The 13,802-nt window shown below is 38.6% G+C and carries 9 protein-coding genes; 5 read left to right on the forward strand and 4 right to left on the reverse strand.

The annotated features are described in order from the left end of the window. Nucleotides 1–77 precede the first annotated feature (77 nt). Nucleotides 78–2,555 carry a C1 family peptidase gene (locus tag RMZ95_RS20170; RefSeq protein WP_322682338.1) on the forward strand — a complete coding sequence of 826 codons (2,478 nt, stop codon included), beginning with the start codon at nt 78–80 and terminating at the stop codon, nt 2,553–2,555. 457 nt (nt 2,556–3,012) lie between these two features. Here the strand turns inward: RMZ95_RS20170 and RMZ95_RS20175 are convergent, their stop codons facing one another. From RMZ95_RS20175 to RMZ95_RS20190, 4 genes are all read right to left on the reverse strand, one after another. Beyond that, nucleotides 3,013–5,205, reverse strand: a complete 2,193-nt coding sequence (locus tag RMZ95_RS20175) for a transglycosylase SLT domain-containing protein (protein WP_322682337.1) — start codon at nt 5,203–5,205, stop codon at nt 3,013–3,015. 586 nt (nt 5,206–5,791) lie between these two features. Continuing rightward, nucleotides 5,792–6,850 (reverse strand): 3-deoxy-7-phosphoheptulonate synthase, encoded by a 1,059-nt coding sequence (locus tag RMZ95_RS20180; protein ID WP_322682336.1) that lies wholly within the window; start codon nt 6,848–6,850, stop codon nt 5,792–5,794. 198 nt (nt 6,851–7,048) lie between these two features. Beyond that, nucleotides 7,049–8,722 (reverse strand): alpha-amylase family glycosyl hydrolase, encoded by a 1,674-nt coding sequence (locus tag RMZ95_RS20185; RefSeq protein ID WP_322682361.1) that lies wholly within the window; start codon nt 8,720–8,722, stop codon nt 7,049–7,051. 564 nt (nt 8,723–9,286) lie between these two features. After that, nucleotides 9,287–9,664 (reverse strand): DUF1823 family protein, encoded by a 378-nt coding sequence (locus tag RMZ95_RS20190; protein WP_322682335.1) that lies wholly within the window; start codon nt 9,662–9,664, stop codon nt 9,287–9,289. Between the two features lie 244 nt (nt 9,665–9,908). On the opposite strand from RMZ95_RS20190, the gene RMZ95_RS20195 reads away from it, so the two are divergent. From RMZ95_RS20195 to RMZ95_RS20210, 4 genes are all read left to right on the forward strand, one after another. After that, complete coding sequence (locus RMZ95_RS20195; RefSeq protein ID WP_409883272.1) at nt 9,909–10,097, forward strand: polyribonucleotide nucleotidyltransferase; 189 nt, start codon at nt 9,909–9,911, stop codon at nt 10,095–10,097. 78 nt (nt 10,098–10,175) lie between these two features. Next, nucleotides 10,176–10,478 (forward strand): acylphosphatase, encoded by a 303-nt coding sequence (locus RMZ95_RS20200; protein ID WP_322674686.1) that lies wholly within the window; start codon nt 10,176–10,178, stop codon nt 10,476–10,478. A 108-nt stretch (nt 10,479–10,586) separates the two neighbouring features. Continuing rightward, complete coding sequence (speB, locus tag RMZ95_RS20205; protein WP_322682333.1) at nt 10,587–11,648, forward strand: agmatinase SpeB; 1,062 nt, start codon at nt 10,587–10,589, stop codon at nt 11,646–11,648. A gap of 684 nt (nt 11,649–12,332) precedes the next feature. After that, complete coding sequence (locus tag RMZ95_RS20210) at nt 12,333–13,478, forward strand: hypothetical protein (RefSeq protein WP_322682332.1); 1,146 nt, start codon at nt 12,333–12,335, stop codon at nt 13,476–13,478. Nucleotides 13,479–13,802: the final 324 nt, after the last annotated feature.

The raw sequence follows: 13,802 nt of genomic DNA on the forward strand, positions 1-13,802 counted from the left end.
GATTAAATGCAAACAATTAGTCTATATTTAATCAAATTAGCTAATAGTAAAGTTAGATATCTCTCAGGAATACATTTATGCTAAATCAACCGGAAAATCGTAATCAAAACTATGATTGGAAGAGTAAAGGCTTAGGTTGGGTGCCTGATTATCCAGATTTACGCGACTATAATTTAGATGATGAGGATCTGAGAAATCAGCAACGCTTGAAAGTGGAAGAAACCACAGGTTGGATAGAAAATATTATTGGAGAATTAATTCAAGTAATAAATGAAAATGGTCAAAAAAGTAAAATTAATGAACTAAGAATTAATGAACTAAGAAATAAAATATTGGGAAATGTTATATTTAAAAAGGTAAGAGTTCATAAGCTTTTGCAATATCCAAGTTGTTTGGAAATAAATGAAACCACTAGTAAATTTAGTATTAATAAAATTAAATATGATAGTATTTTGTCGAGACAAGTTCTTCAATTAAAGAAATATCTCGGTATTTTATTATTAACTAAATATTTAGAGCTTCCTGAAAAAATAAATACAAATTATAGTGATGGCACTGATAATAGTTTAGATATGAAACAGCCATTGGATATAATTCAGTGGATGAATGATGAAAATTATGATTTTCGCACAAAAGAAATTGTTGAATTGTTTCAATGTTTATCAAATATTAAGCAAGATGGAATTGTTGGGCTTGAGACTTTTATTCAATTAAATGAATATCTATTAAACCCGAATAAAGATAAATTAGCTGATAAAGATAATAAATGTAAAGAGGATGATGCTAAAAGAAGACCATTAAAAAGAATTAGATATTTTTCAGTAACTTCATTAATACCAGATAATGCTTTTAATAAAATTATATACAACTTATGTTTAAAGGTAAATGAGCAAATTTTACAAGAAATAAAAATAAGAAATTTTCTTGAAGAAGATTTTCTGAATAGCATTAAGGTAAAATCGGACTTTTTTCAAAAAGTTTTAGCAGAGCTAAATTCAAATGAGCTAAATTCAAATATTGTTACTAAAGATAAAAATTGGTTATTAAAAGTTTTAGGAGAAGGGTTAACTAAATCAACCCAATCTATTAGTACAGTTAATCAAAATCAATTTGAAATTAGTGCTAATTTTGAATTTTTAAAGAATTCTCCCTTGCTCGATCCAATAATTTCAATAGCTCTCAGAAGTATTTATCCGTTAGCTCGACTTAGACACCAGACACTTGAAGAATTAGTTGAGCAAGGAATTTCTAACTTTGAAAATCTTATTAAACCAAGACAAGAAGATTTTGATGAACAGCAAAAGCCAAAGGTTGAATACTCCAATAATGAATTAGTTAAATACTCAATTCGTAAAATTATATCTACACTTCGTTATGAAATCCAATCTCTTGAGCAAGAAAATCAAGAAAGACAAATAAAAAATGAAAAATTTACAACAGAGTTTATCAATTCTTTTGTCCTATGTTTCTTTATCAAAAAATACTTAAATCAATTTGAGTATACACGAGAAGCTGTAGAAGAAATTGAAAAAGAAATTGCTGATATTGACAATTCAGATGTTACCAACTCATCTCCTTATAATCTTTTTGATAAGCAAGAAGTATTTGAAATTGTAACAGAGAGAAATACCAAAAGCTCTACTCAGAAACAAGAAGAACTATTCCTAACTTTAAATTTATATATTCCCATATTCAGCAGTAAAAATCTTAAATATTTAGAAGAGCCGAAAGCACAGGAAGAAAAAGATAAAAAACCATTTTTTCAACTTCCTAGCGTAGTGGATTTAAGTTATTGGTTTTCTTCAGTCAAAGACCAAGGTTCTTTACAATCATGTACTGCATTTGCTGCTATTTCGTTATTAGAGTATTTTGCCAATAAAAACTCTAAAGATAAAATTGAACCGTCTCCTATGTTTCTCTACAAGGCTGCACGTAACAAAATGAAAGTTACAGGAGATGTAGGTTCGTCAATTAGAGAAACGATGAAAGCATTAGCCTTATTTGGCGTTCCACCAGAAGAATATTGGTCTTATGATGAAAAAAAAGTAGATGAAGAACCACCACCATACTGCTATGCTTTTGCTCAAAATTACAAGACAATAAAGTATTTTCTTTTAGATTATGCTGGTATTACTGAAGAAACTCTTTTATTTCAAATAAAAGCAGTTTTGTCCGCAGGATTTCCTTGCATTTTTGGACTTACACTTTATAGCTCTGTCTACAAAAGCTCGAACGAAAAAGGTCATATTCCGTTTCCAGATTATCAGGAAGATAAGATTGTTGGTGGACATACACTTGTAGCAGTTGGTTATGATGATTTTCAGTTCGTTAAATGTGCCAATGGTCAGAAATACTCAAAAGGTGCATTTTTAGTAAGGAATTCTTGGGGAACTGAATGGGGTGTAAAAGGTTACGGTTGGCTTCCTTACGATTATGTATTAGCTGGATTAACCTCTGCTTGGTGGTCGTTGCTCAAATCAGAATGGTTTAACGAGAATAATTTTGGTTTGTCAGGTACAGGTGGTGAAGGAGTACCAGGTAGTACAGGTACATAAATGCTGATAATTTAATGGTTGCGATCGCCTAACATAGATTTTAATCAATGCTGTAGAGCGACGAATTATTTAGACAAAACGGCAGATTCTTTGTCATTGGAGTTTAGACTAATTTTGCTTACCAAACCACCAAACCCTTATCCAGAAAGGCTTTCCTAATTTATAGGTAAGTTTTAGATTCCTAAGTTTAAAATGCTTGTTACACAAGAGCTGTAGCCTGAAAAATAGAATTTAGTCTAAACTCCAGCCAAAAGTAAGCAAAAGCAAATTGCGCTACCGCTTGAGAATAAGGGCCTTATGTGATGCGTTGCAATAGCGCAGGCTCTTTGAGTAATCGAGTGTCGGAGCTAGCGACATTACGAATTAGTAATTAGCTAAACAAATATCACTATGAGTTGTGAACTTTGAATTAAAAAATTGTTTGAACTCAACACTCACAACTCATAACTTTCTAAGATTATCGTGCTGGTAGTTGTGGGTGTGTGGTCGAGTACTTGGTCACTATGCCAGAAATTTCGGGGTTGTAAAGCCTGAGATAATTCCAGTAGTTGCCAAATACTTGCCGCACATAGTTTTTAGTTTCATCAAAGGGAATTTCTTCAACAAACTCATCTGGATCTTTTGTAGTTAGAGTTTGCAACCATTTGGAGACATTGCCGGGCCCAGCATTGTAACTAGCGATCGCCAGCAAGGAGTTATTGTTATATTGATCGTGAGTATGACCCAAATACCATGTACCCAGCATGATGTTATCGTTGGGATTTTCTAAGTTGATTGTTTTGAAATCCACCTTGATTTGTGGTGCAATCCATTTAGCTGTACTCGGCAACAGTTGCATTAAACCAGTAGCATCAGCGACAGATTTGATTTTTGGTTCAAACCGTGACTCTTGACGCATCAAAGCAGTTACTAGCAAAGGATTTAGTTTACGGTCAATAGACCACTTTTCAATCTCTCGCTGATAGGGAAATGGATAACGCGCTTGCCAGTAGGTGATTTGTTTACTCAGAGTCTGATATTGGGCAACTTCGGCTGGTATTTCTCGGTCTTCCAATTTAGAAATTTCATCAATTCCGATGAGATTTTCTCCTTTAGCCTGCCGCATCAACCCTTCAGTAAATTGCTCTGCTACCGTTGGCTGAATTTTGTTCTGAAATTCTGTTTGCCATTGTAACCAGGCATCGCGGTCTTGACCTAGCAGATACAATTCTTTGAAAGTTTCAGAACCAGCAGGCGGTAATGGACGCTGGGGTGCGATTACTTCCGGGTTCATGACGCGCACGTTGTCAAAGTTGCCGACATTTAGCCCCAACATTGTCGCGGCTCGCCATGCATAGTAAGAGTAGGGAAACTGGCTAACCACATATTCATAAGCAGTTTTAGATTCTTGCTGTTTCCCCAGTGCAGCCGCCCATTTACCTACCCAAAAGCCTGCTCTTGGAGCCAAAATGCTATTGGGGTTATTGGTGACGATTGGTTCTGCCCATTGCCAAGCACCGACGTAATCTTTGGCATTGGCTTTATCTTGGGCGATTTTCCAACGGTATTCTGCTGCTTCGTCAGAGTTACCGTATTTACTTATGAGTAATTGCCACGCCGCGCTAGCTGACTTTTGATCCTTGAGAGTTTGGATTTTGGCTTTTTGTGCCAGTGCAGTACCAGCTTGTTTGGGAAATTTACTAATTACTTGGTCAAGATAGGGTAAGCCGTCTTTAGGTGTTTTTGCGGTTTCTGCTAACCGCAGTAGTGCCGTCCCAGTTTCCTCACTATTGGGAAATTGCTGCACTAATTGTTTATAGGTGGCGATCGCTTTTTCTTTATCTTTGCCTCCCACCTGTAAGCCCCGTGCAGTACGGTAGAGGTTGCGCGATGTTTTGGGTGCTTTGGCGTAAGCATTGGCCGCTTTCGGAAATTGACTATTTTCCCAATAGCTAGTGCCAATGAGTTCCCAATCTTCGGGTTTGAGGGTAGTCTGTTTTGCTAGCTGATCCAAAACGCCCACTATGCCTGGTTGATCGTAGGCATACTTAGCCAAAATTAATTGTAATTGTGGCTGATTGGGATTTTCTTGCAAGCGTTTGCGGATAATTTCCCAAGTTAGAGGATTGGAAGGAAATTGAGCGATCGCAGTTTCTTGTTGCTTTGGTTGAGCAATCAGATATAGCGCTTTGACTGCGGCCGGTTCTTTGGGATACAGTTTTAGCACCTTTTGCCTGAGATCGGAGGCTTTACCGTCCTCGCCCAGCAAATCCTCTGCCTGGGCTTGTTTGAGCAAAATGTATGGTGCGAGAATCGGATAGTCTTTCTCTAGTCCTTCGAGTAAAACTAGAGCTTTTTGCCCTTGGGTTCTTTCAATATAATCACTCGCCAAAAGATAACGAGCGCGGTTGCGATCGGGCGATCGCGATTCGGCAGCGATCGTTGCTAATTTTGCCGCCCGTTCTGGCAGCGATTGCGATATCAGCCCAAAGACAGCTGATTTGGCAACACTACCGTCCGATCTTTGCTCTGCTTGATTCTGACTTAGTTTGAGCCATTTTCCCAGAGACTTGCCAATCTCAGGTGCTGATACCATTGCCCCAGTTAAAAAGGCAAGCAGTGCTGCACCCGCAATTATCGAAATTTGCTTTTTCTGTAGTTTCTTCAGCATGAATACCCGCTGAAAAGTTTCGGTGAATTTCTTGAAACTCTAACACTCCTAACCATCAGTGTTACCAATTTTTTATTTTAGATTTTTTATTTTATGTAGAAAAATACTAATTTTCAATCCTTTAGTTGGTAGTATTGAGTAATTAGCACATATTAGATACTATTACATCTATCTTGGGTATATCTTAAAAGATGTGGGAGGTAGTTCTTCAGTTGGGGATTCGACTTCTACTAATTTGGTACGACTGAATTCCCTTACCTTGTAAGAAGCTGACACGACAGTGCAAATCTGAAACTCTTCTCTCGATAAATAAATTACGTCGCCACCACTTGGGTATTTTCCAGTTTTGTCGGGTGTATTATCGCCTCAGCCTAACGCACCGTCATAAATTTTCGTGCGTTATGGACTTTAGATTTAACACACCCTAGCAAATTAAAGCTAATGTAGAGCAGGTTTTTAAATTTGCGCGTACACCGTTGCTGAAACAGTAAGAGAAATAGAGCGGAGTTTATTAGTATACATTAATACTTAACAAATATCCTCTAAATCCCCATCGATCGCATTCTGAATTCTGACTTCTGACTTCTCATTTAAGTTTTTCGTGAGCAGCCAAAATAATTTTTTCGGTTTCTTCCCAGCTAATACATTTATCAGTTACAGAAACACCATATTTTAATTCTTCTTGTTTCCCAGCAATCGGTTGACTACCTTCATACAAATGCGATTCCAGCATCATGCCAACAATTGATGTATTACCATCCACTATTTGCTGAATAATATTTTCTAAGACAGCACCTTGTAATTTGTAATCTTTATTGGTATTTCCGTGGCTACAGTCGATCACAATTCTCGGTGGTAAATTTGCCTGTTTTAATTTCTCTTCTACCAGTTTGACATTTGCTGGATCGAAGTTAGGTTGACTACCACCTCTTAAAATTACGTGACCGTAGCCATTACCTTTAGTTTGAAAGACGCTGACCTGACCGTTTTGATTAATTCCCAGAAAACTATGCGGGTTTCCAGCTGATTGTAGAGCATTCAAAGCTACTTGAATATTGCCATCAGTACCGTTTTTAAAACCTACAGGCATCGAAAGTCCACTGGCCATTTCGCGGTGAGTTTGTGATTCAGTTGTGCGTGCGCCAATGGCAGACCATGTAATCAGTTCGCTGATATATTGAGGGATGATTGGATCTAGTGCTTCTGTGCCAGCAGGTAATCCCAACTCTGTAATTTTTAATAGTAGCTCCCGTGCAATTAATAAACCTTTCTCTACATAAAAAGAATCATCCATATCTGGATCGTTAATTAACCCTTTCCAGCCTACGGTTGTTCTTGGTTTTTCAAAATACACTCGCATAATTAGTAGCAAGTTATCCTTGACTCGCTCGGACAAGATTTTTAATCTCTCAGAATATTCGAGCGCTGCTTTTGGATCGTGGATTGAGCATGGCCCAACTACTATAAATTTCCGACGATCCTTAAAATCCAGGATATCTTCTATTTCCTGCCTATATGCTAAAACTCTTTGTTCGGCTAATTGTGTTAAAGGTAATTTTGACTTTACTTCATTGGGAGTTAATAAAATGCGATCGTTCTCAATGTTAGCGTTATCGATATTACTATTAAATAATTTGTTGTGCATGGGGGATGCTTTGGCAATTCTATAGACGCACTTCAACTCAAAAGTGTAACATAAACCAATGAAATTTTAAAATAGCTTATTTTTTACTTGACAAATTTCTAATTAGACTGTAGATGAGTAAAATTATAACTAAAAAAGGGGAAAATATTTCCCCTTTTCTTTTTTATTGGACTACCGACTTAGTAGTAGTGTATATCATTACTGCCATACAAACACTTTAGCTTCGTATGGTCCCAAGTCAATTACGATGCCATCTTCACCAGATTCGACATCATAATTGCCTGTCCACTCGTGCCATGTGCCAGCGCTAGGAAAGTCAGGAACTTGATAGTCAGCTAGGAAGTTTTCTGAGAAATTTGCAATTACGACTACACGAGAACCTTCATCATTCCAACGAGTATAAGCTAATACTTTTGCTTCTGGATTTTCGTGGATAAAATCGATATTTTCTGTGTAGAGAGCGTGATTGCTTTTACGCAGGTTAGTTAAGCCTTTGTATGATTCAAATAAACCACGATTTAAATCGTTACCTAACAGTGTCCAATCAATTTTGGATGATTCAGGTTGTTTAGGTTTATACTCGCCAAATTCTTCTCCCATCCAAATCAAAGGCACACCAACAGCAGTCATTAGGATGGCTACTCCTAATTTGACCCGCCGAAATGCTTCTTCGTCAAAAATCTCACGGTTCCCCAGTTCAACCATCACATGATTATGGTCGTGGTTAGTGAGATAATTTACTACATTGGTAGCACCCAAAAAGCCTTGGCGCTTGCAGTCAATCACATCTTTGAGACGCTCTAAATCAAACGTATCACCGCAAATGTGTTCTAGAATGCAATGATAAAAACTATCATGCCAGCAACCATCCATCGGCCCATCTACATTGGTAATGCTGGTAGTTTCAGGAATGTGTTCGGCAACATTATAAAAAGGCTTCATGCTAGCAGTGTTTTTGGCTTCCTGAACAATCCAGTGCATGAAGTCGTAGTTAGCAATTTGCCGCGCCGCATCATAGCGAATACCATCAAGATGAAATTCTCCAATCCAAAAACGAATTGTATCACCAATAAATTTCCAGGCTGGTTTAATATCTAATTTTTCATCATAATGTTCGTAATTAAACTCAGGCCCCCAATTATTATCAGGGTCACGAGGTTCGTGATGATACCAGTAATCGTGGTCAATTTGTGTTAAAGGAGCAGATGCTTCTGAGTGGTTGTAAATTCCGTCAATAATTACACGAATGCCTCTGCCATGACACTCATCAATCAAATTTTTTAACTCAGCAGTAGAACCATAACTTGATTCTGTTGCAAAAAAGTGACGAGGGTTATAACCCCAACTATAATCACCAGGATATTCTTTAAGTGGCATCAACTCAATAGCATTGACTCCTAGTTCGCACAAATAGTCTAACTTTTCAACTACGTGTTTGTACTTGCCTCGTGCATAAGGGTCGTCCTCGCCACCAGAAAAGTCACCGACATGCAATTCATAAATTACTAATTCGTGGTCAGCAGGTAAAGGTTTGTCATCATGTTGCCAAACATAAGTATCGGTAATCCTTTGCCCATCTTTGACCCGGATAATACCATCATCTTTTCCACTTTGTTCATCTATATCAGTTGCATAAGGATCTGTAACATCAACCCATTGTTCGGGTTCAAAAAACCATGAATTTGACTGAACGCGAAATTTATATTTATAAACGCCGTCTTCTAGTTCAACACTTGTACGAAAATAACCATCATCACCTTTTTCCATTGGAATTTCTTGCCAATCAGAAAAAGAACCAATTAATGCTACTCCTTTGTTATAAGGTGCAAATAAATTAAATTCAATTGGCTTTGCCATAGAAGTTTTTGTAATACCAAGGGTTGATAGAAGTATTCTCGGATGCTCAATTGAATTTGCAAATCGCTCTACAGAAAGAATTATGTAACCAGCGCTTCTATCTTCAGGATGAATTTATCAATAAAATTGTAAAGAATTACTGTGATTAATATTTTTTGACTGTTTATCATATTTTTTTACTAATATCAAATTCAACGTCAGGCATTTTTCGCCCGTAATACTACTAAGCCTAAAATGCTATTGAACTCAAAGTGTAAAATTAGAGGATGTTTGAAAAGTCACGATTGATGTATCAAATATTTTTTTACCCCACCCTAACCCTCCCCTTATAAAGGGGAGCCACTGCGTTGGGTGGGCAACGCCCGACTTGAAGCATGTGGCGTGAGAGAACCGGATTTTTCTTGTTTCCCCCCTTTATAAGGGGGGACTAAGGGGGGTAACAATGCAATTAAAATCACAGCCCATCACTTTTCAAACAACCTCTTAGAACGGATAGATTAATGGCTTTTTCTTAAGTTTTTAAATAGCAGATATTTAGTAAGGATAAGGGATTGTTTGCTAAATATCTGCGGTATTGGATTACTCAATTTTGCTGCTAGTTTTTTGCAGATAACTTAACAACCAATTTGCTGCCGTTGCCCTGCGAGTTTGTCGAGGGCCAAATTCCCCAATTTTGTAACCTTTGAAACCCAGTTTTTCTTTTAGCATTTGTTTATTTTCAGCAGGAATGGAACGAGTCAACTTGACTGTTGCAGGGCGAGATTCAAGAAAATCTGGTGGTTGTGGGTACTCATCTTGCCATTCTGATGCAACTAAGCTGGTGTCCCATTGTGCAATTGAAGAGTCATAACGATAGCCTAAATAATGCCATAGCAACTGGTTGACTGTGGCATCATCAAGTTGATCGTCAAGAATTGCCCAAATTGTTTCTGTATTAAGTGGTGGCAGGTTAGACATAAACAATTCAAAATTCTAAGTTGAAAAACTGACTACTAAATTAATTAAATTCACTACAGTTAGGAGGTAGTTAAAAATACTTTATCACTAGTTTGCGGCACTCCCAAAGTGGGGGATAATTTTATTTTTATCTATACCTGCTGGAAGATTTATTCGCTACAACCATTAGACAAACTACTAAAGTGACCCCAAATAAAGAAATTCGCTTCGCCAACTCAGGAGGAAAATTATGGGAATAGAGGATATGTTCAGAAATATAGTCGGTGGCAAGCAGAAACAACGCGATCGAGAATGGGATAATCGCGATCGCCAGTACAGACATCGTGGCGATGATGATGACGATGACCGCCAGTACAGACATCGCGGCGATGATGATGACGATGACCGCCAGTACAGACATCGCGGCGACGATGATAACGAAGAGCAGGATTAATTTTGCAAGTTGGAGTTAAAAACAGGTTGTGTATACACAAACTAGGTAGACTGGAAATCGTAAAGATTAGACCAGTCTATGCACAATTCCACATCACTGCCAAAGATTATCCGCGCCCATGTATTCATTTCTGGCCGAGTCCACGGAGTAGGCTATCGCTATTCCACTGTCGATACAGCTAGGCAGTTGGGATTAACCGGTTGGGTGCGGAATCTCCCTGATAATCGAGTAGAGGCAGTCTTTGAAGGGGCGCGAGAGGTCGTAGATGATATGGTTCGCTGGTGTCATTCTGGGCCACCTGCTGCTGTAGTTAAAGATATTGTGGTTGAGTATGAAGAACCGGAAGGGTTGCGGGGATTTGAAGTGAAGCGGGTTGAGTAAATAGTTAGTCATAGACCGCTAGTTTACTGCCTGTGAAAAATTTTGATTACAATGCAGATGTCCACTAGGCGGCGTGCTGTCTATCCACGTAAATCCAGAAGATACTCAATGAGTAATCAATTAAAAGACTACAATCCCAGCGGCGTAGGTGAAATAAATGGCAACCTCTTAGGTTTGCCCTGCGATTATGAGTCTGCAAACTTGATTGTTTTTGGTGTGCCGTGGGAAGTCACTGTTTCCTATGGTGCTGGCACTGCTAATGGCCCACAGCGAATTCTAGATGCTTCGACTCAATTAGATTTGTTCGATTTCGATCACCCTGATGGTTGGAAGCAGGGAATTTTTATGGAAGAAATTCCCCAAGATATTTTAGAGAAGAACACATACTACCGCGCTTTGGCAGCTAAAATTATCGGGCGATTAGCCGAAGGTAAACAACTTTCAGATACACCAGATTTAACATCTGTCCTCACAGAAATTAATCAGGCTAGTCAACGGGTTAATCAATGGCTGTTTGAAAATTGTCAGGCAGCAATTGATAATGGAAAGCGAGTTGCAGTCATAGGTGGAGATCACAGTTCGCCTTTAGGTTATTTTCAAGCATTAGCAGCTAAATATCCAAACTATGGCATTTTGCACATTGATGCCCACGCAGATTTACGCGATGCTTATGAGGGATTTGAGTTTTCCCATGCGTCGATTATGTTTAATGCGATGAAAATACCGCAAATTACTAAGTTAGTGCAGGTAGGTTTGCGTGATATTAGTCATGATGAAGTGCAAATGATTGACCAATCTGATAGTCGCATTATTGCTTATTACGATCCCGCTATTAAGCAAAAGCTTTACTCTGGGACAACTTGGATTGATTTATGCCGAGAAATTATCAGTCATTTACCTGAGTATGTTTATATTAGCTTTGATGTAGATGGTTTAGATCCAAAACTATGTCCGAGTACGGGTACTCCTGTTCCAGGTGGGTTGGAATTGGAGCAAACTTTTTGTCTGTTCCGAGAATTGGTCAATAGTGGAAGAAAAATTATTGGCTTTGATATCTGCGAAGTTGGTGATGCGGAGTGGGATGGTAATGTTGGAGCGCGGGTAGTTTACAAGCTGGCAAATTTGATGGATTTATCAAACAGGATTCAGGAGTCAGGAGTCAGAATTTAGAATTAATTCTGTACGACACTTCTCTACGTTCGCGTAGGGCGTGTTTTCAAACTACTCGTTTAGCCTCCTAATTTTTTAGATCCCCCTAAATCCCCCTTAAAAAGGGGGACTTGAAGAGATTTTTAGCCCCCATTTTTAAGGGGTTGGGGGGATCTAAGAATTTGAAAACACGCCCTAGCATCTGTCTGTGATATGCTACGCGACGCCAACAGCATGGCTTCTCTACGAGACCGCGATAGCGAGTATTCGTTCGCGCAGTGTCTCGTAGGAGCGTCGCGTGTGAACAAGAAGGTTTAAAGCTCCCACTAAATTATTCGTGTAATACCAATTCAATTAACGATCGCAACACATCCTTGAGTAAAGACGCGATTCATCGCGTCTGTACAAATGTGTCGCATTCTTTTTTAAATTGGTATAAGTCTCTGAAAAAGAAGATTTAGTGCTTTTCAATCAGTGACGGGTCTGTAGCAAGATCCCACAGGGTATTCCCTACTGATTGTTCTGACTTGTGAATTATTCTTCAACCATAATTTATCTAAGGAACAAACAATCAGTACATCAGCGTCTGTCTCTATATCTCTCTGAAAACACAAATACTAAATTAATTCCAAGTGCTGAAGTTTTGGAATTATATACTTTATTGTCTACTTAGTGGCTGGATACTATTTTTAGTTATATTTTACTATGAAAATCATGCTGAAAAACTACTTTAACACCAATCAAGGGCGAATTTTCACTGCTTTGATTTTGACTGGAATTTTGTCTGTTACTAGCGGTTTAACACTTGTAAAAGGTGCTACGGGGGCTTCTACAAATTTATCGCTAGAAACAAGCAATGAAGTTCTCAAAGAGAATATTAAACCAAACCGTTTGCCACGTCCAGTAGCTAATGCGGTACTGCGCGATTTAGCTCGCAGGCAGGGAATTTTTACTAGACAACTGCAAATTATTGATTACAATCAACAGACTTGGCGCAATGGTTGCTTGGAACTGCCTCAAGCTGATGAATTCTGTACCCAAGCCTTAGTTCCTGGTTGGCGGATTGTGGTATCTAATGGCAAACAAAACTGGGTTTATCATACCAATAATAATGGGCGATCGCTACGTTTAGCTTCGGCAAATACTCCCTCAGAAAATCTGCCAAATAAATTACCCACATCTGTAAAAAATGCTGTTTTACAAGCTGCATCCAGACGTTTGCAACAGCCAATTTCTCCGTTAACCATTATTGAGGCTCAACAGCAAACTTGGAGAGATAGCTGTTTAGAATTAGCTAATCCTGATGAATTATGTACCCAAGCTTTGGTATCAGGCTGGCGGGTGGTTGTCGGCGGAGTCGGTCAAACCTTGGTTTATCATACTAATCAAACAGGTTCCGCACTCAGGCTGAATCAAAAGGCTAACGAAACTACACTGGGGCCTGTGCAAATTCCAGCTAGTGAGTTACCACCACCGTTAGATCGAGATATAGTATTTCGTCAAATCTCCAGTGGGGGTTTTGCTGGCAGAACCTATGAGACTGTTTTACTCAAAGATGGGAGACTGATTCGCGTGCGGATTGGTGATGCTAATGATTCTGAACGTAGTGTTCGCCGCGTTTCTGTGCAACAGGTACAACAATTTGTGCGATCGCTAGAACGTTCTCAGTTTAGTAAATTTCGGAATTTGAGTTACCCAGCCCCCAGTGGTGCTGCTGATTATATCACCTACACCCTCACCAGCCAAGAAGGTACGGTTCAGTACAACGATATTTCTCAAAATAACCTGCCAAAGAATTTACAGACAGCAGTCAAAGCCTGGAATCAAATTGTAGCCAGCGCACAATCATAAACTTCATTGATGGAATTGAAGAATAAGAGAGTGGCGGGAACCTAGCTACAGAGTCGCCACTCTCTTATAAAGTGATGGGTTTAAAATTTCATAGATACTAGCGATGTCTACGACGGGCTACGCCTACGCGCTATCTTGAAAAATCAACTTTCAAGATAGCGAAACTAATGAAAGGTGTTTACGGCAATATTTGGTTGAAATACTTATTTAATTCGCCGTTTTGTAAAATACCACATAGGATTAAAATTAAACATGAAGTCTACTGTTAACAAGCAGCTACTCGAACAGCAATATTATATTAAATTGTCAATCCCCCAAAAGAAG

The sequence above is a fragment of the Nostoc sp. DedQUE07 genome (assembly GCF_034530975.2).
GTDB lineage: Bacteria > Cyanobacteriota > Cyanobacteriia > Cyanobacteriales > Nostocaceae > Nostoc.

Excerpts from the sequence above, each read along its gene's own strand:
- RMZ95_RS20170 (WP_322682338.1), top strand. The coding sequence starts at position 78 with ATGCTAAATCAACCGGAAAATCGTAATCAAAACTATGATTGGAAGAGT.
- RMZ95_RS20175 (WP_322682337.1), bottom strand. The coding sequence starts at position 5,205 with ATGCTGAAGAAACTACAGAAAAAGCAAATTTCGATAATTGCGGGTGCA.
- RMZ95_RS20180 (WP_322682336.1), bottom strand. The coding sequence starts at position 6,850 with ATGCACAACAAATTATTTAATAGTAATATCGATAACGCTAACATTGAG.
- RMZ95_RS20190 (WP_322682335.1), bottom strand. The coding sequence starts at position 9,664 with ATGTCTAACCTGCCACCACTTAATACAGAAACAATTTGGGCAATTCTT.
- RMZ95_RS20195 (WP_409883272.1), top strand. The coding sequence starts at position 9,909 with ATGTTCAGAAATATAGTCGGTGGCAAGCAGAAACAACGCGATCGAGAA.
- RMZ95_RS20200 (WP_322674686.1), top strand. The coding sequence starts at position 10,176 with ATGCACAATTCCACATCACTGCCAAAGATTATCCGCGCCCATGTATTC.
- speB (WP_322682333.1), top strand. The coding sequence starts at position 10,587 with ATGAGTAATCAATTAAAAGACTACAATCCCAGCGGCGTAGGTGAAATA.
- RMZ95_RS20210 (WP_322682332.1), top strand. The coding sequence starts at position 12,333 with ATGAAAATCATGCTGAAAAACTACTTTAACACCAATCAAGGGCGAATT.